Annotated in this window: 19 protein-coding genes and 1 other annotated feature (1 of these 20 only partly in view); of the genes, 13 read left to right on the forward strand and 6 right to left on the reverse strand. The window is 57.7% G+C overall.

The annotated features are described in order from the left end of the window. Positions 1 to 16: 16 nt before the first annotated feature. Together lplA and A1WC_RS22075 are read right to left on the reverse strand one after the other, a co-directional pair. Positions 17 to 1,033, reverse strand: coding sequence for a lipoate--protein ligase LplA (gene lplA, locus A1WC_RS22080; protein WP_016160265.1), 1,017 nt, complete (start codon positions 1,031 to 1,033; stop codon positions 17 to 19). Continuing rightward, the gene (locus tag A1WC_RS22075) at positions 1,033 to 1,680 is read right to left on the reverse strand and encodes a YtjB family periplasmic protein (protein ID WP_012542920.1); all 648 of its coding nucleotides are present in this window, start codon (positions 1,678 to 1,680) and stop codon (positions 1,033 to 1,035) included. The genes lplA and A1WC_RS22075 overlap by 1 nt, the downstream gene beginning before the upstream one ends. A 104-nt stretch (positions 1,681 to 1,784) precedes the next feature. On the opposite strand from A1WC_RS22075, the gene serB reads away from it, so the two are divergent. From serB to nadR, 3 genes are read left to right on the forward strand one after another with little or no spacing between them, the layout of a single operon-like run. Beyond that, positions 1,785 to 2,756, forward strand: coding sequence for a phosphoserine phosphatase (gene serB / locus A1WC_RS22070; RefSeq protein ID WP_016160266.1), 972 nt, complete (start codon positions 1,785 to 1,787; stop codon positions 2,754 to 2,756). Positions 2,757 to 2,765: 9 nt separating this feature from the next. Then, positions 2,766 to 4,148 carry a DNA repair protein RadA gene (gene radA, locus A1WC_RS22065; protein WP_002887800.1) on the forward strand — a complete coding sequence of 461 codons (1,383 nt, stop codon included), beginning with the start codon at positions 2,766 to 2,768 and terminating at the stop codon, positions 4,146 to 4,148. 21 nt (positions 4,149 to 4,169) lie between these two features. Then, positions 4,170 to 5,402 (forward strand): multifunctional transcriptional regulator/nicotinamide-nucleotide adenylyltransferase/ribosylnicotinamide kinase NadR, encoded by a 1,233-nt coding sequence (gene nadR / locus A1WC_RS22060; protein ID WP_002887802.1) that lies wholly within the window; start codon positions 4,170 to 4,172, stop codon positions 5,400 to 5,402. A gap of 175 nt (positions 5,403 to 5,577) precedes the next feature. On the opposite strand, the gene ettA is transcribed toward nadR, so the two are convergent. After that, a complete protein-coding gene (gene ettA, locus A1WC_RS22055) occupies positions 5,578 to 7,245 on the reverse strand; it encodes an energy-dependent translational throttle protein EttA (protein WP_012968984.1) in 1,668 nt (555 codons plus the stop codon). 228 nt (positions 7,246 to 7,473) lie between these two features. Between ettA and sltY the strand changes: the two genes are divergently transcribed. Together sltY and trpR are read left to right on the forward strand one after the other, a co-directional pair. Further along, positions 7,474 to 9,411 carry a murein transglycosylase gene (gene sltY, locus A1WC_RS22050; protein WP_016160267.1) on the forward strand — a complete coding sequence of 646 codons (1,938 nt, stop codon included), beginning with the start codon at positions 7,474 to 7,476 and terminating at the stop codon, positions 9,409 to 9,411. 88 nt (positions 9,412 to 9,499) lie between these two features. After that, the gene (trpR, locus tag A1WC_RS22045; RefSeq protein WP_012542918.1) at positions 9,500 to 9,829 is read left to right on the forward strand and encodes a trp operon repressor; all 330 of its coding nucleotides are present in this window, start codon (positions 9,500 to 9,502) and stop codon (positions 9,827 to 9,829) included. On the opposite strand, the gene yjjX is transcribed toward trpR, so the two are convergent. Continuing rightward, positions 9,816 to 10,331, reverse strand: a complete 516-nt coding sequence (yjjX, locus tag A1WC_RS22040; RefSeq protein ID WP_008807517.1) for an inosine/xanthosine triphosphatase — start codon at positions 10,329 to 10,331, stop codon at positions 9,816 to 9,818. The genes trpR and yjjX overlap by 14 nt on opposite strands. Positions 10,332 to 10,444: 113 nt before the next feature. Between yjjX and gpmB the strand changes: the two genes are divergently transcribed. After that, complete coding sequence (gpmB, locus tag A1WC_RS22035; RefSeq protein WP_008807516.1) at positions 10,445 to 11,092, forward strand: 2,3-diphosphoglycerate-dependent phosphoglycerate mutase GpmB; 648 nt, start codon at positions 10,445 to 10,447, stop codon at positions 11,090 to 11,092. Here the strand turns inward: gpmB and robA are convergent. Continuing rightward, positions 11,089 to 11,958, reverse strand: a complete 870-nt coding sequence (robA, locus tag A1WC_RS22030) for an MDR efflux pump AcrAB transcriptional activator RobA (protein WP_008807515.1) — start codon at positions 11,956 to 11,958, stop codon at positions 11,089 to 11,091. The two genes, gpmB and robA, sit on opposite strands and share 4 nt — an antisense overlap. A gap of 209 nt (positions 11,959 to 12,167) precedes the next feature. On the opposite strand from robA, the gene creA reads away from it, so the two are divergent. Genes creA through creD form a run of 4 tightly spaced genes read left to right on the forward strand, consistent with a single transcriptional unit; the run spans position 12,168 to position 16,186 of the window. Next, positions 12,168 to 12,641, forward strand: a complete 474-nt coding sequence (gene creA / locus A1WC_RS22025; RefSeq protein WP_012542917.1) for a protein CreA — start codon at positions 12,168 to 12,170, stop codon at positions 12,639 to 12,641. 12 nt (positions 12,642 to 12,653) lie between these two features. Further along, positions 12,654 to 13,343, forward strand: coding sequence for a two-component system response regulator CreB (creB, locus tag A1WC_RS22020; protein ID WP_016160268.1), 690 nt, complete (start codon positions 12,654 to 12,656; stop codon positions 13,341 to 13,343). Then, positions 13,343 to 14,767 carry a two-component system sensor histidine kinase CreC gene (gene creC / locus A1WC_RS22015; RefSeq protein WP_016160269.1) on the forward strand — a complete coding sequence of 475 codons (1,425 nt, stop codon included), beginning with the start codon at positions 13,343 to 13,345 and terminating at the stop codon, positions 14,765 to 14,767. Before creB ends, creC begins: the two co-directional genes overlap by 1 nt. A gap of 60 nt (positions 14,768 to 14,827) precedes the next feature. Further along, positions 14,828 to 16,186, forward strand: a complete 1,359-nt coding sequence (gene creD / locus A1WC_RS22010) for a cell envelope integrity protein CreD (protein WP_016160270.1) — start codon at positions 14,828 to 14,830, stop codon at positions 16,184 to 16,186. Between the two features lie 62 nt (positions 16,187 to 16,248). On the opposite strand, the gene arcA is transcribed toward creD, so the two are convergent. Continuing rightward, positions 16,249 to 16,965 carry a two-component system response regulator ArcA gene (arcA, locus tag A1WC_RS22005; protein ID WP_002887843.1) on the reverse strand — a complete coding sequence of 239 codons (717 nt, stop codon included), beginning with the start codon at positions 16,963 to 16,965 and terminating at the stop codon, positions 16,249 to 16,251. Between the two features lie 95 nt (positions 16,966 to 17,060). On the opposite strand from arcA, the gene yjjY reads away from it, so the two are divergent. The 3 genes from yjjY (at position 17,061) to thrL (ending at position 18,564) form a co-directional block, all read left to right on the forward strand. Beyond that, complete coding sequence (yjjY, locus tag A1WC_RS27385) at positions 17,061 to 17,201, forward strand: protein YjjY (protein ID WP_001541509.1); 141 nt, start codon at positions 17,061 to 17,063, stop codon at positions 17,199 to 17,201. A gap of 396 nt (positions 17,202 to 17,597) precedes the next feature. Next, positions 17,598 to 18,284, forward strand: a complete 687-nt coding sequence (locus A1WC_RS22000) for a tRNA/rRNA methyltransferase (RefSeq protein ID WP_008807510.1) — start codon at positions 17,598 to 17,600, stop codon at positions 18,282 to 18,284. 211 nt (positions 18,285 to 18,495) lie between these two features. Continuing rightward, a complete protein-coding gene (thrL, locus tag A1WC_RS25680; RefSeq protein WP_004222578.1) occupies positions 18,496 to 18,564 on the forward strand; it encodes a thr operon leader peptide in 69 nt (22 codons plus the stop codon). Then, positions 18,503 to 18,576: a sequence feature (Thr leader region), on the forward strand (it continues 44 nt past the right edge of the window). (Overlaps the previous gene by 62 nt.)

An 18,576-nucleotide genomic window follows, 5' to 3' on the forward strand; every position in this document is an offset into this window, starting at 1 on the left:
CAGCGGGCTTTTTTTATTAGCGCACCGCGCCGGCTATCCACGCCGACAGTTCTTTGAGTTCCGCTTCCTGCTCCGGGAAATCGCCGACCAGCGCCTTACACTGCTGCTGCAAGACTTCCGCCCGATACTGACAGCCAACTAAGCGTGCCGCCAGGGCCTCCAGCGGCGCCGGGTTCAGGCTATCGGTAAAGGCTTGTGCGCGGGTGATATGGCCTTTCTCGACATCAAAATGCAGCTCAACGCCGCCCCAGGGGAAGCGCTCGTCCAGCAGATGAGAGAAGGCCGGCGCCTGGCCGAAGTTCCACTCCCAACTACTCTGACGGGCAAAGGTCTCAGCAAAATTCGGCAGGTCCGGCGTGTTGTCCGGGGAGATCACCTCGGCGTCCACCCGTTCGCCGTAATGGCTGAAGAACGCCTCCTGAATCGCCTCGCAAATGTGCTGATGGGTAATGCCCGGTAGCAGCTCAACCAGGTTCGCCACGCGACCGCGCACCGAGGTAATGCCTTTGGCCTGTAGCTTTTTCTGGTCCGGGTTAAGGTAGTTAGCGAGGCGACTTAAATCGGCATTCAGCAGCAGGGTACCGTGATGAAAACCGCGGTCGATGGTCTCGCGATAGGCGGATCCAGACACTTTGCGGTCGCCGCTGTCGGTTTTGACCACCAGATCGTTGCGCCCGGAGGCTTCGGCGATTACGCCGAGTGAATTGAGCGCCGCCAGCACGATAGCGGTGGAGACGGTTTTGTCGTACTCCGGTTTGCCTGCCATAAAGGTAAAGCAGGTATTGCCGAGGTCGTGGAACACCGCGCCGCCGCCGCTGCTGCGACGGGCCAGCCGCACGTGATCTTCCTCCATGCGGCGGGTATTACACTCCTTCCACGGATTTTGCGCGCGGCCGATGACCACGGTATCGGCATTGCGCCACAGGAACAGCACCCGCTGGGTGGCGGGCATCTGGCGGAAAATACACTCCTCGACCGCCAGGTTGAACCACGGGTCGTAAGAGTCAGAGAGCAGGAGGCGCAATGTGGACATTATAGATTTCCTTTCTTTTCATCGTCTTCATCCTCAACCGGCTTGTTGGCGGTGAGCAGGAAGGGCGATTGCTGCCAGCGGGTGCGTTTGCCCTGCAGCAGCGTGCGGGTCAGCACCACGCCGATAGCCAGGGACAGTAACAGCATCAGGCGTAATATATTGGTGGTATTATCCACCTGCTTCGCCTCGGTCGCCAGGGTATGAGTATCGAGGGTCAGACGCAGGTAGCCCAGCGGACCGTTTTTCCCTGGCACCGGCTCGACAATCTGTTGGTTGAAGTAGCCGCCGGCTTTTTTGCCGTCCAGCGCCAGCCGGTCGCGAACCTCGACGCTTTCGCCAGAGCGTGCCACCAGGTCGCCCTGTTCGTCATACACGCCGGCGTCCAGTACGCGGCTGTTATGGGTCAGCTGCGTCAACAGTTGATTAATGCGCTTCTCGTCCGGTGTTTCGCTGCGCATCAGCGGCACGAGATTCAGTACCACCTGCTGCGCCAGCGTGCGGGCCAGCTCTTCCAGCTGCGGATTGCGTTGTTTCTGACTGTTCTGACTGAACCACGAGGCGCCCTGCATCAGTGCGACGAGCAGCGCCAGACAGATAAGGACAATGACCGCACGATGCAGCCGGAATTTCAGTTTTGCGCGAACCATATTCCACCTTTGAAAATTTGCAGCTTAATGTTGCCAGAAGCGCTGGTTACAAGGTAGCCTCATGCGTTATTTTCCTCGCCTGAATGAAGAGATGTGGAGCCGTAATGCCTAACAGTTTGACCTGGTGCGACCTGCCTGAAGACGTTTCCCTGTGGCCTGGGTTGCCGCTTTCCCTGAGCGGCGATGAGGTCATGCCGCTGGATTATCACGCCGGGCGCAGCGGCTGGCTGCTGTATGGTCGCGGTCTGAATAAGCGCCGTCTGACGGACTGGCAGCGCGAGCTGGGCGCCGCGTTAGTGATCGTTGCCTCCTGGGTGGTCGAGGATTACCAGGTGATCCGCCTGGCCGGTTCGCTGACTCCCCGTGCGACGCGACTGGCGCATGAGGCGGGGCTGGACGTCGCGCCATTGGGTAAAATCCCCCATCTGCGCACCCCGGGCCTGCTGGTGATGGACATGGACTCCACGGCGATCCAGATCGAATGCATCGATGAGATTGCGAAACTGGCTGGCACCGGCGAGCTGGTCTCGGAAGTGACCGAGCGGGCGATGCGTGGGGAGCTGGACTTCACCGCCAGCCTGCGCCAGCGCGTGGCGACGCTGAAAGATGCGGATGCCAGTATTTTGCTGCAGGTGCGCGACGCGCTGCCGCTGATGCCGGGCCTGGCACAGCTGGTGCTCAAGCTGGAAACGTTAGGCTGGAAAGTGGCGATCGCCTCCGGCGGCTTCACCTTCTTTGCCGAGTACCTGCGCGACAAGCTACATCTCGACGCGGTGTTCGCCAATGAACTGGAGATCCGCGACGGCAAGCTCACCGGCAACGTGCTCGGCGATATCGTCGATGCGAAATATAAAGCCAATACGTTGCGCAAGCTGGCGGAAAAGTATGAGATCCCAACGGCGCAAACTGTGGCTATCGGTGATGGCGCCAACGACCTGCCGATGATTAAGGCGGCAGGCCTCGGCATCGCCTATCACGCGAAGCCTAAAGTGAATGAACAGGCGGAAGTGACTATCCGCCACGCTGACCTGATGGGGGTATTCTGTATTCTCTCGGGCAGCATGAACCAAAAGTAAGAGGTAAACGTGGCGAAAGCTCCAAAACGCGCATTTGTCTGTAATGAATGTGGTGCGGATTATCCGCGCTGGCAGGGGCAGTGCAGCGCCTGCCATGCCTGGAACACCATCACCGAGATGCGCATCGCCGCGTCGCCGCAGGTGGCGAGAAACGAGCGTCTTTCAGGCTATGCCGGTAACGCCGGCGTGTCGAAGGTGCAGAAGCTGTCAGATATCAGCCTGGAGGCGCTGCCGCGTTTCTCCACCGGCTTTAAAGAGTTTGACCGCGTGCTGGGCGGCGGCGTAGTGCCGGGCAGCGCGATCCTGATTGGCGGCAACCCCGGCGCCGGGAAATCGACGCTGCTGCTGCAAACCCTCTGCAAACTGGCGGAGGGGATGAAAACCCTGTACGTCACCGGGGAGGAGTCCCTGCAACAGGTGGCGATGCGCGCCCATCGTCTCGGGTTGCCGACGGCCAACCTGAACATGCTCTCGGAAACCAGCATTGAGCAGATCTGTCAGATCGCCGATGAAGAAAAGCCGCAGCTGATGGTGATCGACTCCATCCAGGTGATGCATATGGCCGACGTGCAGTCGTCGCCGGGCAGTGTCGCCCAGGTACGTGAAACCGCGGCTTATTTGACGCGCTTTGCTAAAACTCGCGGCGTGGCGATTGTGATGGTCGGCCACGTCACCAAAGATGGCTCGCTGGCCGGTCCGAAGGTGCTGGAGCACTGTATCGACTGCTCGGTGCTGCTGGACGGGGATGCCGATTCCCGTTTCCGCACGTTACGTAGCCACAAAAACCGCTTTGGCGCGGTCAATGAACTCGGCGTTTTCGCCATGACCGAGCAGGGCCTGCGCGAAGTCAGCAACCCCTCCGCTATCTTCCTTAGCCGGGGAGATGAAATCACCTCCGGCAGTTCGGTGATGGTGGTCTGGGAAGGGACCCGCCCGCTGCTGGTGGAGATCCAGGCGCTGGTGGATCACTCGATGATGTCCAACCCGCGCCGCGTGGCGGTGGGGCTGGAACAGAACCGTCTGGCGATCCTGCTGGCGGTGCTGCATCGTCACGGCGGCCTGCAGATGGCCGATCAGGACGTCTTCGTCAACGTGGTTGGCGGGGTGAAGGTCACCGAAACCAGCGCTGATCTGGCGCTGCTGCTGGCGATGGTTTCCAGCCTGCGCGATCGCCCGCTGCCACAGGATCTGGTGGTCTTTGGCGAAGTCGGGCTGGCCGGGGAAATTCGCCCGGTGCCGAGCGGTCAGGAGCGTATATCCGAAGCGGCGAAGCATGGTTTCCGCCGCGCCATCGTCCCGGCGGCCAATGTGCCGAAAAAAGTACCGGAAGGCATGCAAATCTTTGGTGTGAAAAAGCTTTCAGACGCGCTAAGCGTTTTTGACGACTTATAATAAGTTAAAAGGAGATTAGCGATGTCGTCATTTGACTATTTAAAAAGCGCCATTAAGCAGAAAGGCTGTACCCTGCAGCAGGTGGCGGAAGCCAGCGGAATGACCAAGGGATATCTCAGCCAGCTGCTGAATGCCAAAATCAAAAGCCCGAGCGCGCAGAAGCTTGAAGCGCTGCATCGTTTCCTCGGGCTGGAGTTTCCCCGCCGGCAGAAAAGCGTCGGCGTGGTATTTGGTAAGTTTTACCCGCTGCATACCGGGCATATCTATCTGATACAGCGCGCCTGTAGCCAGGTCGATGAGCTGCATATCATCATGGGCTATGACGATACCCGCGACCGCGAGCTGTTTGAAGAGAGCGCCATGTCGCAGCAGCCGACGGTGCCTGACCGCCTGCGCTGGCTGCTGCAGACCTTTAAATATCAGAAGAATATTCGCATCCACGCCTTCAATGAAGAGGGGATGGAGCCCTATCCGCATGGCTGGGACGTCTGGAGCCATGGGATCCGCGCTTTTATGAGTGAAAAAGGGATCGAGCCGAACCGGATCTATACCTCGGAAGAGGCCGATGCGCCGCAGTACCTTGAGCATCTGGGGATCGAGACGGTGCTTATCGATCCTAAGCGGACCTTTATGAATATTAGCGGCGGGCAGATCCGCGAGAACCCGTTCCGCTACTGGGAATATATTCCGACGGAAGTGAAACCGTTCTTTGTGCGGACGGTGGCGATCCTCGGCGGCGAGTCGAGCGGTAAATCGACGCTGGTCAATAAGCTCGCCAATATCTTCAATACCACCAGCGCCTGGGAATATGGCCGGGATTATGTCTTTTCACATCTCGGCGGCGATGAGATGGCGCTCCAGTATTCGGATTACGATAAAATTGCCCTCGGACATGCGCAGTATATTGATTTTGCAGTGAAATACGCCAACAAGGTGGCGTTTATCGATACCGACTTCGTCAGCACTCAGGCCTTCTGCCTGAAGTACGAGGGGCGTGAGCACCCGTTCGTGCAGGCGCTGATTGATGAATACCGTTTCGACCTGGTGATCCTGCTGGAGAACAATACCCCGTGGGTGGCCGATGGGTTACGCAGCCTTGGGAGTTCGGTGGATCGTAAAGAGTTTCAGTCGCTGCTGGTGTCGCTGCTGAAAGAGAACGAGATCGAGTTTGTCCATGTTAAGGAGTCGGACTACGATGCCCGGTTCCTGCGCTGCGTTGAGCTGGTGAAACAGCTGATGGGCGAGCAGGGGTAGGTCCTCTGCGGGCTGTTGCCCTCACCCCAACCCTCTCCCGGTGGGAGAGGGAGCAAACCCTAAAAAAGGCAACTTGCGTTGCCTTTTTGCATTTACCTTGCCCTCACCCCAACCCTCTCCCAATGGGAGAGGGAGCAAACAATAAAAAAGGCAACCGAAGTTGCCTTTTTGCGTTTTATTTCGCGATACGCTTGTACTTGATTCGCTTCGGCTCCAGCGCGTCGGCGCCGAGGGTGCGTTTCTTGTACTCTTCGTACTCGGTAAAGTTACCTTCGAAGAACTCAACCTTACCTTCATCCTGGTAATCCAGAATGTGGGTGGCAATACGGTCAAGGAACCAGCGGTCGTGCGAGATTACCATCGCGCAGCCCGGGAACTCCAGCAGGGCGTTTTCCAGCGCGCGCAGGGTTTCGATATCCAGGTCGTTGGTTGGTTCATCGAGCAGCAGGACGTTACCGCCGACCTGCAGCAGTTTCGCCAGGTGCAGACGACCACGCTCACCGCCGGACAGCTCGCCAACGCGTTTACCCTGGTCGACGCCTTTGAAGTTAAAGCGGCCCACGTAGGCGCGGCTCGGCATCTCGGTGTTGCCGATCTTCATGATATCCAGGCCGCCGGATACTTCTTCCCACACGGTCTTGCTGTTGTCCATCGCGTCGCGGAACTGATCGACGGAGGCCAGCTTAACGGTTTCACCCAGGGTGATGGTGCCGGAATCTGGCTGCTCCTGGCCGGACATCATGCGGAACAGGGTGGATTTACCCGCGCCGTTCGGACCGATGATGCCGACGATAGCGCCTTTCGGTACCGAGAAGCTCAGATCGTCAATCAGCACGCGGTCGCCGTAGGATTTACGCAGATGGCTGACTTCCAGAACTTTATCGCCCAGACGCGCGCCTGGCGGAATGAACAGTTCGTTAGTCTCGTTGCGTTTCTGGTATTCGACGTTGTTAAGCTCTTCAAAGCGCGCCAGACGGGCTTTGCCCTTAGACTGACGGCCTTTCGCGCCCTGGCGAACCCACTCGAGCTCTTTCTCGATGGATTTACGACGCGCCGCTTCCTGAGAAGCTTCCTGCGCCAGACGCTGATCTTTCTGCTCCAGCCAGGAGGAGTAGTTGCCTTCCCACGGAATACCTTCGCCGCGGTCAAGTTCGAGGATCCAGCCGGCGACATTGTCGAGGAAGTAACGGTCGTGGGTAATCGCCACCACGGTGCCTTCGAAATCGTGCAGGAAGCGTTCCAGCCAGGCGACGGACTCGGCGTCCAGGTGGTTAGTCGGTTCGTCGAGCAGCAGCATATCTGGTTTTTCCAGCAGCAGGCGGCACAGCGCGACGCGGCGGCGTTCACCACCGGAAAGATTGGCGATTTTCGCATCCCAGTCCGGCAGGCGCAGGGCATCGGCCGCGCGCTCCAGCTGCACGTTCAGGTTGTGGCCGTCGTGCGCCTGGATAATCTCTTCGAACTTGCCTTGCTGGGCGGCAAGCTTATCGAAGTCCGCATCCGGCTCGGCGTATTTGGCATACACTTCGTCCAGACCCTTCAGCGCGTTAACCACTTCGGCGACCGCTTCTTCAACGGACTCGCGCACGGTGTGTTCCGGGTTGAGCTGCGGCTCCTGCGGCAGGTAGCCGATTTTGATGCCTGGCTGCGGACGCGCTTCACCTTCGATCTCGGTATCGATACCGGCCATGATGCGCAGCAGGGTAGACTTACCGGCGCCGTTCAGACCGAGCACACCGATTTTCGCGCCAGGGAAGAAGCTGAGGGAGATATTTTTCAAAATATGACGTTTCGGCGGAACCACTTTGCCGACACGATGCATGGTATAAACGAATTGAGCCACGTTGGACTTCGCCTCTTTCTATTTTGATAGATAGTTCAAAGCCGAAGTGTAGCCTTTTTCGCGCGCTAATCCCAGCGAGGCGACAGGATTCACAGAAGCGTAAAAAAATGTCCAGGACATGGCGCGTTTAGCGTTGTCTGATTAGCATAAGTAAAGCTGCCTGCCGAACCGGCGGGGGCTTTTAAGCGGCACGATGCTGCGAAAATGCACCGGAAAGAGGAAGAGCTTGTGGAAAAAGCCAAAAAAATGGCGTGGCGTCTTTTGGCTGCCAGCGTTGGTCTGTTGACGTTGAGTCAGCTGGCGCATGCGGATTCACTGGATGAACAGCGCAACCGCTACGCACAAATTAAGCAGGCGTGGGATAACCGGCAGATGGATGTGGTCGACCAGCTGATGCCCACGTTAAGCACCTATCCCCTGTACCCCTATTTGCAGTACCGGCAGATCACCGACGATCTGATGAACCAGCCGGCGCTGGTGGTGAAAAACTTTATTGACGCCAATCCGACGCTGCCCCCAGCGCGTTCCTTACGTTCGCGCTTCGTGAATGAACTGGCCCGGCGCAGCGACTGGCGCGGCCTACTGGCGTTTAGTCCCGATAAGCCGACCAGCACCGAGGCACAGTGCAACTATTACTACGCCAAGTTGAGCGTGGGGCAGTCGCAGGAAGCCTGGAGCGGGGCGAAAGACCTGTGGCTGACGGGCAAGAACCAGCCTGGCGCCTGTGAGCCGCTGTTCAGCGCCTGGCGTGACTCCGGACAGCAGGATCCGCTGGCCTATCTCGAACGGATCCGCCTGGCGATGAAGGCCGGCAATATCGGGCTGGTCAAATCGCTGGCTCAGCAAATGCCCGGCAACTATCAGAGCATCGCTTCCGCCGTCGTCGCCCTGGCTAACGATCCAAACAGCGTTCTGACCTTCGCCCGCACCACCGGGGCGACAGACTTTACCCGTCAGATGGCCGCCGTCGCCTTCGCCAGCGTCGCCCGTCAGGATGTGGAAAATGCCCGCCTGATGATCCCTTCGCTGGTGCAGGCTCAGCAGCTCAATGAGGATCAGACTCAGGAGCTACGTGATATTGTCGCCTGGCGCCTGATGGGTACCGATGTAACCGAAGAGCAGGCTATCTGGCGCGATGACGCGATCATGCGCTCACAGTCCACGCCGCTGGTGGAGCGGCGCGTGCGGATGGCGCTGGGGACGGGCGATCGCCATGGTCTGAACACCTGGCTGGCGCGCCTGCCGATGGAGGCGAAAGAGAAAGACGAATGGCGCTACTGGCAAGCGGATCTGCTGCTGGAGCGCGGTAGGGACGAGGAGGCGCAGGCGATCCTTCGCTCGTTGATGCAACAGCGAGGCTTCTATCCGATGGTCGCTGCGCAGCGACTTGGCGAGGAGTATACCTTCCGCATCGATAAAGCCTCGGGAACGATCGATCCGGCGCTGGCTTCCGGTCCGGAGATGGCGCGGGTACGCGAGCTGATGTACTGGAATATGGATAACACCGCGCGCACCGAATGGGCGAACCTCGTCACCAGCCGAACCAAATCCCAGCAGGCGCAGCTGACGCGTTACGCTTTTGATCAGCACTGGTGGGATCTGAGCGTGCAGGCGACGATCGCCGGCAAACTGTGGGATCAGCTGGAGGAGCGCTTCCCGCTGGCGTATAACGATCTGTTCGCGCGTTACATCAGTGGCAAAGATATCCCGCAGAGCTATGCGATGGCGATTGCCCGCCAGGAGAGTGCCTGGAACCCGAAAGTGCGCTCGCCGGTTGGCGCCAGCGGACTGATGCAGATTATGCCGGGCACCGCGACGCATACCGTCAGCATGTTCAGCATTCCCGGCTACAGCGGCCCGTCGCAGCTGTTGGATCCGGAAACCAACATCAACATCGGCACCAGCTATCTGCAGTATGTCTACCAGCAGTTCGGCAATAACCGTATCTATGCCTCGGCGGCCTATAACGCCGGGCCGGGCCGGGTTCGTACCTGGCAGGGGAACAGCGCCGGACGGATCGATGCGGTGGCGTTTGTCGAGAGTATTCCGTTCTCTGAAACCCGCGGCTACGTGAAGAATGTCCTCTCCTATGATGCCTACTATCGTTACTTTATGGGGCAGCAGGATAAGCTGTTCAGCGATGCGGAGTGGCGGCAGCGTTACTGATCGCCGGGAAGTATGTTATGCTTTGTACTCGTTGAAGAGTACATTCGACGGGCAGCGTAAGCTGCCCGTCTCAATATGGTGGCGCGATATGACCCAACAATCTCCTTATTCCGCGGCCGTTGCCGAACAACGTCATCAGGAGTGGCTGCGCTTTGTGGCGCTGTTACAGCAGGCCTATGCTGAGGATCTGCATCTGCCATTGCTGCAGCTGATGCTGACCCCCGACGAGCGCGAAGCGCTGGGCACCCGGGTGCGCATTATTGAAGAGCTGCTGCGCGGCGAGATGAGCCAGCGCGAGCTGAAAAATGAGCTCGGCGCCGGGATTGCGACCATTACCCGCGGGTCGAACAGCCTGAAATCAGCGCCGGCCGAACTGCGTCAGTGGCTGGAACAGACGCTGCTGACTAGCGATAAATAGCGTTATGAAACGGGCTTAACGCCAGCACGACCGCCTGATGGTAAACGCTGCTGCGGGTTAATTTTCCACCGGTGAAAACCCCAATCGCTCCCTCTTTACGACCGATCTGGTCGATGCCGGTATACTGCGACATGACCGGTCCCAGGGCTTCACCAGCGCGAACCTGCTCAAGAATTACCTCAGGTAACGGCAGTGTGGCTGAGCGCGCTTCTCCGCGCCGATCAGCGCTTTCAATGACCACCCAGCTAAAGGTGCTGCCATCGTCGATACCGGCCTCAATGGCCACCCAGAAATCGGCACTGGGTTGGACAAGACGCGCATTGGCGACGCGATTTCGTGCGCCAGCGCGCGTTTCCTCGCTGCCGAAGGGCTGTTCCGGCACGCCGCTCTCGACGGAGACGGACTCGATATGGCAGGATCCTTCGCCGAAAATCTCGTTAAAAGCCTGCAGAATTGCCTGAATTTTGGCGGGATTAGTGGTCGCTGAGACAACATGGTGCATAATCAAAACAACTCAGAATAAACTAACGTCATCGCAGTATACTCTAAATCACCCTCAGGGCAGGCGGTAATGCCCAAACCCGGTTGATAACGAGTCCAGAACGGAAAAAAAGCATGTTACAGGTATACCTTGTTCGCCACGGTGAAACGCAGTGGAACGCCGAGCGACGTATTCAGGGTCAGTCCGATAGCCCGCTGACCGCACACGGTGAGCGCCAGGCCTGGCAGGTTGGCGAGCGCGCCAGAACGCTGGGGATCACCCATATTATTACCAGCGATCTGGGACGAACCCGCCGCACAGCAGAGATTATCGCCGAAGCCTGCGGCTGCAGCGTGATCGCCGATGCGCGTCTGCGCGAGCTGGATATGGGGGTGCTGGAGAAGCGCCATATCGACTCGCTCAGCGACGAAGAAGAGGGCTGGCGTCGCCAGCTGGTCAACGGCACGCCGGATGGCCGTATTCCGCAGGGCGAATCGATGCAGGAGCTCAGCGAGCGGATGCATGCGGCGCTGGCATCCTGTCTGGAATTACCGGCCGGTAGCCGACCGCTGCTGGTGAGTCATGGGATTGCGCTGGGCTGCCTGGTAAGCACGATTTTAGGGCTGCCGGCATACGCTGAGCGTCGTTTGCGACTGCGCAACTGCTCTATCTCGCGCGTTGACTATCAGCAAAGCCCGTGGCTGGCTTCCGGCTGGGTGGTGGAAACGGCGGGCGACGTCTCGCATCTTGACGCCCCCGCGATGGACGAGCTGCAGCGTTAACGACGAATCGGGATCAGATACTCGCAGCGTAACTGAATCGGCGTAGCCTGATCCCGGTTTTCATCTTCAGGGTAGAAGCGTTCAATATCCAGCCCCTTGCGACGGGTCAGGTTTAGCATCGGCATGCAGGTACCGTAGACCGTCAGGATGAATTCCTGCAGGCCGGTGCCCAGTCCTTCATACGTGAACATGACATACTCGCCGCCCTCCAGGGTGACCGGGTGGGCGTTCTGCAGATGACCATTAGCCATCTCCGGCGTCAACGCAGTGGTATAGAACACTTCCTGCTCATCGTCTTTCTCCAGGCTCGGACGCGGCTCATGCAGCCCGTAGAGCACCGGAGGGATCGACGGCGAATTGCCGAGGAAGTCCCGCCAGAACTGGACGCGCATCTGGTTGCGGAAATCGGAGATTTCCTCGAGCTTACAGGTATAGCTCTGGGTGACGCCGAGCAACTGAGTGGTGGGCAGGGCGACAAATTCATGTTTTGGCAGCGTGAATTCGCCAAGACGCAGCGGCGGACGCATACCGAACGAGCTCCAGTCCGGGGAGCGGCGGTAGAGCGCCGGCGTCAGCGAGAACTGCTTTTTAAATGCCCGGGTGAAGGTCTGCTGGGAGTCGAAACGGTACTGAAGCGCAATATCAAGGATTGGACGGGCGGTTAGACGTAATGCGACAGCAGATTTCGATAACCGGCGCGCGCGAATATAGGCACCGATGGCATGGCCGGTGACATCCTTAAACATTCGCTGTAAATGCCACTTGGAATAACCTGCCTTCGCCGCCACATTGTCCAGAGAAAGCGGCTGATCCAGGTGACCTTCCAGCCAGCTAAGGAGATCGCGAATAATCCCTGCTTGATCCATAAAATGTCCCCATCCTTAAACACAGGTGCCTGATATTAAAGTAGCGGATAATAGCATTTTTTGATGTTTTAGCATTCAGTGTTTTTTTTGCTTTTAAATGCGGAAGGTCAGTGGAGCTGAACGATAATTTTGTAAAGCTGTGATCTATAAACCTTTTCTGCTAAGTGCGTGATAATCACTCAGCTATATTTTTTAATAATGGTAACAATATGAAATACAAGAAGTTTGCGATGGGCCTGCTGCTGCTGGCCGGCTGCCAGATGGCTCAGGCGGAGCAGATTGGTTCCGTGGATACGGTCTTCAAATGGTTAGGGCCGGATCACAAAATTGTCGTCGAAGCCTTTGACGATCCGGATGTGCAGAACGTGACCTGCTATATCAGCCGGGCGAAAACCGGCGGGATCAAAGGCGGGTTGGGGCTGGCGGAAGATACCTCCGACGCGGCCATCTCCTGCCAGCAGGTCGGGCCGATTGAGCTGACGGACAAAATCAAAAACGGCAAAAGCCAGGGCGACGTGGTGTTCCAGAAGCGCACCTCGCTGGTGTTTAAAAAACTGCAGGTCGTGCGTTTCTATGATGCGAAGCGCAATGCGCTGGTCTATCTGACCTACTCGGATAAAGTGGTTGATGGCTCGCCGAAGAACGCCATCAGCGCCGTGCCGATCATGCCATGGAATAAATAAACGGGAGCGCGCATGCAGCAGCCACGGATTTGGTTAGTTGAGGATGAACAGAGTATCGCTGATACCCTGGTTTACCCGCTGCAGCAGGAGGGCTTCCAGGTCACCGTCTTTGGCCGCGGGTTGCCCGCGCTGGAGGCGGCGGCGCATCAGGCGCCCGATGTCGCCATCCTTGACGTCGGCTTGCCGGATATCAGCGGCTTTGAGCTCTGTCGGCGCCTGCAGACGCGTTATCCGGCGCTGCCGGTGCTGTTTCTGACGGCGCGGAGCGACGAGGTCGATAAGCTGCTGGGGCTGGAAATCGGCGCTGACGATTATATCGCCAAGCCGTTTTCGCCGCGCGAAGTCTGCGCGCGGGTGCGAACCGTGCTGCGGCGACTGCAGAAGTTTGCCGCGCCTTCGCCGGTGGTGCGCGTCGGCGAGTTTGTGCTCGATGAGCAGGCGGCGTCGATAAGCTGGTTCGGCCAGCCGCTGAACCTGACGCGCTACGAATTCCTGCTGTTGAAAACCCTGCTTCACGCGCCTGGTCGCGTCTTCTCCCGTCAGCAATTGATGGAGCTGGTGTGGAGCGATGCCTGGGAAAGCCTCGACCGTACCGTCGATACCCATATCAAAACCCTGCGCGCCAAGCTGCGGGCCGTGAATCCCGAGGTTACGCCGATCAATACCCATCGCGGCATGGGCTACAGCCTGGGGCGTGGCTGATGCGTATCGGCATGCGCCTGCTGCTGGGCTATTTTCTTATCGTCGCTATCGCCGCGTGGTTTGTGCTGTCGATCTTTGTCCAGGAAGTGAAGCCGGGCGTGCGCCGGGCGACGGAGGGGACCCTCAACGATACCGCCACGCTGCTGGCGGCGCTGGCGCGTGAGGACCTGCTGGCGGCAAATCCGCAGCAGGGCAGGCTGGCTCAGGCCTTTCAACAGCTCAACCAGCAGCCGATCAACGCCCACATTGGCGGAATTAAAAAGGTGCGTAATGAGTACCGTGTCTATCTGACCGATGCCAGGGGCAAGGTAGTGTTTGACTCCAGCGGACAGGCGACAGGGCAGGACTATTCGCGCTGGAATGACGTCTGGCTCACCCTGCGCGGCCAGTACGGCGCGCGCAGTACGCGCAGCGATCCGCATGATGAAACCAGCTCAGTCATGTATATCGCCGCGCCAGTGATGGATAAGGGGCGGATTATCGGGGTGCTGAGCGTCGGTAAACCCAACCTGGCGATGACGCCGGTCATCAAGCGCAGCGAACGGCGGATCCTCTGGGCCGGCGGCGCCCTGCTGGGCATTGCGTTGTTGATTGGCGTCGGCGTCGTCTGGTGGATCAATTTCTCTATCGGCAAGCTGGTGCGCTATGCGGACTCGGTGACCGCTGAGCGCCCGCTGCCGCTGCCGGAGGTTGGCAGCAGCGAATTGCGCAAGCTGGCCCAGGCCCTGGAGAGCATGCGGGTAAAGCTCGAAGGTAAGAATGCCATCGAAAACTATGTCTATGACCTGACCCATGAACTGAAAAGCCCGCTGGCGGCCATCCGCGGCGCGGCGGAGATCCTGCGCGAAGGGCCGCCGCCTGCTGTGGCGGCGCGGTTTACTGATAATATCCTCGCGCAAAACACCCGGATGCAACTGCTGGTGGAGCGGCTGCTCCAGCAGGCGCGACTGGAAAGCCGGCTGGAGATAAAGCCGCAGCCGGTGTCGATAGATGCGCTATACCAACGGCTGACGGAGGAGCGTGACATCGCTCTGGCGGCGAAAGCTATCACCCTGCGCTGGCGGGAGAGTGGGATGCTGGTCAATGGCGATGGCGAGCTGCTGGCCCAGGCGCTGGGTAATCTGCTCGACAACGCGATTGACTTTACCCCCAAGGGCGGCGAGATCGCCCTGGCTGCGGAGAAGCGAAATGAAGAGGTGCAATTGAGCGTTATCGACAACGGGTGCGGTATTCCGGACTATGCCCTGGAACGAATCTTTGAGCGATTCTATTCGCTGCCGCGTGAAGACGGCCATAAGAGCAGCGGCCTTGGGCTGGCGTTCGTTCGTGAAGTCGCGCGCCTGCATCACGGCGATATCAATCTGCACAATCGGCCCGAAGGCGGCGTGGTCGCCACGCTGCGACTTCACCGTCCCTTCACATAGCTTCAAATTCCCCCCACATAGCCGTCCTACAGTGACGTCATCACGATAGGGAGAAAGGCTATGTTGAAATCACCGTTATTCTGGAAAATCACCACGTTAATCGGTTGTGTTGTGCTGTTATCTTTGCCGTTAATGATGGTCAGGGAGCTTATTAATGAGCGAGCGGATTATCGCAGCGAGGTGGTGGACGCCATTGAGCTGAGCACCAGTGGCTCGCAAAAACTCGCCGGGCCGCTGATCGCCATTCCGGTGACCGAGACCTTGTCCCGCATGGAGAACCAAAAAGAGGTCAACTATCAGCGGAGCTGGGAGTACTACTGGCTGCCGGAGTCGCTGGCGGTCACCGGCAAACAGACCGTGGAGTCGAGGAGGGTGGGCATCTACAGCGGCCAGGTCTGGCATAACGCCTTGCAGATTAAGGCCTCGTTTGATCCGCTGCGTCTGGCGGCGCTGAGAAAAACGAATATCGTCTTAGGCCCGCCGCGGCTGGTGGTGAGCGTCGGCGATGCCCGCGGCATTGGCGCCATCCATGCCCCGGAGGTCAACGGTAACGTATTAAGCGTGGAGCCGGGGCTGGGGATAAGCGGCGATGGCGCAGGTATTCATATGCCAATGCCTGCGCTGGCGGAGGACAACAAGCCGCTTGAGATTGCCTTTTCACTCGATCTGAACGGGACGGGAGAGTTTTCACTGGTGCCGATCGGGCGTAACAGCGAGCTGCAGTTAACCAGTAACTGGCCGCATCCCGGCTTTCTCGGCAGCTTCCTGCCAACGCAACGGGAAGTGAGTGCTGCCGGCTATCGCGCCCACTGGCAAAGCAGCTGGTTCGCCAACGATATGGGGAGCTATTTTAAGGATGATATGGAGATCCCGTGGTCGCGACTGCCGGCGTTCAGTGCCGATGTGATGTCGCTTGCCGACCAGTACCAGCTAACCGATCGGGCGACAAAATATGCCATCCTGTTAATCGGGCTCACCTTTATGGCCTTTTTCGTGTTCGAGAGCCTGACCCGTCGTCCCCTGCATCCGATGCAATATCTGCTGGTGGGCCTGTCGCTGGTGCTGTTTTACCTGGTGCTGCTGGCGCTCTCGGAGCATGTTGGATTTACCGCCGCCTGGCTGGCGGCCAGCCTGTCCGGCGCGGTGATGAACGGGGTCTATTTACAGGCAGTGCTCAGGGGATGGCGTAACAGCCTGCTGTTTGTCGCCGCGCTGCTGCTGCTGGATGGTGTGATGTGGTTTCTGCTGCATTCCGAGGACAGCGCGCTACTGCTGGGTACCGGGGTACTGGTACTGGCGCTGAGCGTCCTGATGTTTTTGACCCGCCGGGTGGACTGGTATGCGTTATCGTTACCGAAAGGCAGTGCGCCCCCGCCGCCGGCTGCCGATGACGACAAGCTGCGCCTCTGGAAAGAGTGACGACATAAAAAAACGGCGCCCTGAGGCGCCGTTTTCACATCATGACTGCGGAATAAAACGCATTATTCCTGCAGATCGCCACAGAAACGGTAGCCTTCACCGTGAATGGTGGCGATGATTTCCGGGGTATCCGGAGTGGATTCGAAGTGTTTACGAATCCGACGAATGGTCACGTCAACGGTACGGTCATGCGGCTTCAGCTCGCGACCGGTCATTTTCTTCAGCAGCTCGGCGCGAGACTGAATTTTGCCCGGATTTTCGCAGAAGTGCAGCATCGCGCGGAATTCACTGCGCGGCAGCTTGTACTGCTCGCCGTTCGGGCTCACCAGTGAGCGGCTGTTGATATCGAGTTCCCAACCATTGAACTTGTAGCTCTCCACGCTGCGGCGCTCTTCGCTCACGGTACCGAGATTCATGGTACGGGAGAGCAGGTTGCGCGCGCGGATGGTCAGCTCACGCGGGTTAAACGGTTTAGTGATATAGTCGTCAGCGCCGATTTCGAGGCCAAGGATCTTATCCACTTCGTTGTCGCGGCCGGTTAAGAACATCAGCGCGACGTCAGCCTGCTCACGCAACTCGCGCGCCAGCAGAAGACCATTTTTACCCGGCAGGTTGATATCCATGATTACCAGGTTGATATCATTTTCAGACAGGATCTGATGCATTTCCGCGCCATCGGTCGCTTCGAATACATCGTAACCTTCTGCTTCGAAAATACTTTTTAACGTGTTGCGTGTTACCAACTCGTCTTCAACGATAAGAATGTGCGGGGTCTGCATGTTTGCTACCTAAATTGCCAACTAAATCGAAACAGGAAGTACCAAAGTCCCTGACCTGCCTGCTGCATGTCGCAAATTAACATGCGCGGCGTAACATGACTAAAGTACGTAATTGCGTTCTTGATGCACTTTCCATCAACGTCAACAACATCATTAGCTTGGTCGTGGGTACTTTCCCTCTGGACCCGACGGTGTCAAAAACGGCTGTCATCCTAACCATTTTAACAGCAACATAACAGGCTAAGAGAGGCCGAACACCCAATAAAACTACGCTTCGTTGACATATATCAAGTTCAATTGTAGCACGTTAACAGTCTTGTGAAATCATTGCATCGTCATGCTCTTTATAGTCACAATCCTTACACAGCTCAACTAGTTGCGTGGATAAATTAATAAATACAGTGAATCCAATGCATGGAACGATGGCTCAGATGAAATTTCATTGCCCATCATATGGATAAATGGGTTCTGTTAACATACTCCTCGTCATGGCCTCCTGAGAACAGTTTAGATTTTTTTATGGGTAAGCAAACGCAATTTTAGTGATTTTTGTTGCAAATTTGTAAATTTTCACCGCGTAAAATGGTGGGGCCAGCGCTTCACCAACGCCTGAGAGAGAGAAAGAAACCGCAATGCGTTTAACGATTATTTTAGTCGCCCCAGCCCGGGCAGAAAACGTCGGTGCCGCTGCCAGAGCAATGAAAACGATGGGATTTCGCGATCTCAGGATCGTGGACAGTGAAGCCCACCTGGCGCCAGCGGCACGCTGGGTGGCGCATGGTTCAGGTGATATCCTCGATGGCGTCACTACCTATCCAACCCTTGCTGCGGCGCTGCACGACGTCGATTTTACCGTCGCCACCACCGCCCGCAGTCGCGCGCGGTTTCATTACTACGCCACGCCGCAGCAACTGTTGCCGCTGCTGGAGGAGAAGGCGCAGTGGATGACGCACGCGGCGCTGGTTTTTGGCCGTGAAGACTCCGGGTTGAGCAATGAGGAGCTGGCCCTGGCCGATGTGCTCACCGGCGTGCCGATGGTAGCGGATTATCCATCGCTCAATCTCGGCCAGTCGGTGATGGTCTACTGTTATCAATTAGCATCGCTTATGCAACAAACGGCTCCCGCCGCCGCCGCGGCAGATCATCATCAGCTGCAGGCGTTACGCATCCGCACCGAGGCATTGCTTTCGCGTTTAGGCGTGGAAGAGGATGCCAAACTGGCCGACTGGCTGGCGCAACGAATGGGGCTGCTGCAGCAGCGCGACACGGCAATGTTGCATCGATTGCTGCATGATATTGAAAAAAACCTACCAGAATAAAGCTCTATCATATTTTTTAGTTATAGTTATCTGTGCTGTTTTTGTGGGATAAATTCCGCCGAACTGGATGTTTTTTCTTGCCATGACGGCGCAATACGTAAGCTGGCTGAAATGGGGTTAATTGAGAAATTCATTGACTTAAGAAGGCAGATACTTTAACCAATATAGGCAGGACACACAGACAGATAAAAATACAGAGTACACAACATCCATGAATCGCATCGGCATGATTACCACCATTATCACCACCACCATTACCACAGGTAACGGTGCGGGCTGACGCGTACAGGAA

Origin of the sequence: Klebsiella sp. KTE92, from assembly GCF_000398905.1 — a bacterium.
Taxonomy (GTDB): domain Bacteria; phylum Pseudomonadota; class Gammaproteobacteria; order Enterobacterales; family Enterobacteriaceae; genus Klebsiella; species Klebsiella variicola.

Bases quoted from the DNA above. Each gene is read 5' to 3' on its own strand.
- robA (WP_008807515.1), bottom strand. From the start codon at position 11,958: ATGGATCAAGCAGGGATTATTCGCGATCTCCTTAGCTGGCTGGAAGGT.
- creA (WP_012542917.1), top strand. From the start codon at position 12,168: ATGAAATACAAGAAGTTTGCGATGGGCCTGCTGCTGCTGGCCGGCTGC.
- creC (WP_016160269.1), top strand. From the start codon at position 13,343: ATGCGTATCGGCATGCGCCTGCTGCTGGGCTATTTTCTTATCGTCGCT.
- creD (WP_016160270.1), top strand. From the start codon at position 14,828: ATGTTGAAATCACCGTTATTCTGGAAAATCACCACGTTAATCGGTTGT.
- nadR (WP_002887802.1), top strand. From the start codon at position 4,170: ATGTCGTCATTTGACTATTTAAAAAGCGCCATTAAGCAGAAAGGCTGT.
- yjjY (WP_001541509.1), top strand. From the start codon at position 17,061: ATGACTAAAGTACGTAATTGCGTTCTTGATGCACTTTCCATCAACGTC.
- A1WC_RS22075 (WP_012542920.1), bottom strand. From the start codon at position 1,680: ATGGTTCGCGCAAAACTGAAATTCCGGCTGCATCGTGCGGTCATTGTC.
- gpmB (WP_008807516.1), top strand. From the start codon at position 10,445: ATGTTACAGGTATACCTTGTTCGCCACGGTGAAACGCAGTGGAACGCC.
- creB (WP_016160268.1), top strand. From the start codon at position 12,654: ATGCAGCAGCCACGGATTTGGTTAGTTGAGGATGAACAGAGTATCGCT.
- A1WC_RS22000 (WP_008807510.1), top strand. From the start codon at position 17,598: ATGCGTTTAACGATTATTTTAGTCGCCCCAGCCCGGGCAGAAAACGTC.
- trpR (WP_012542918.1), top strand. From the start codon at position 9,500: ATGACCCAACAATCTCCTTATTCCGCGGCCGTTGCCGAACAACGTCAT.
- lplA (WP_016160265.1), bottom strand. From the start codon at position 1,033: ATGTCCACATTGCGCCTCCTGCTCTCTGACTCTTACGACCCGTGGTTC.
- yjjX (WP_008807517.1), bottom strand. From the start codon at position 10,331: ATGCACCATGTTGTCTCAGCGACCACTAATCCCGCCAAAATTCAGGCA.
- arcA (WP_002887843.1), bottom strand. From the start codon at position 16,965: ATGCAGACCCCGCACATTCTTATCGTTGAAGACGAGTTGGTAACACGC.
- serB (WP_016160266.1), top strand. From the start codon at position 1,785: ATGCCTAACAGTTTGACCTGGTGCGACCTGCCTGAAGACGTTTCCCTG.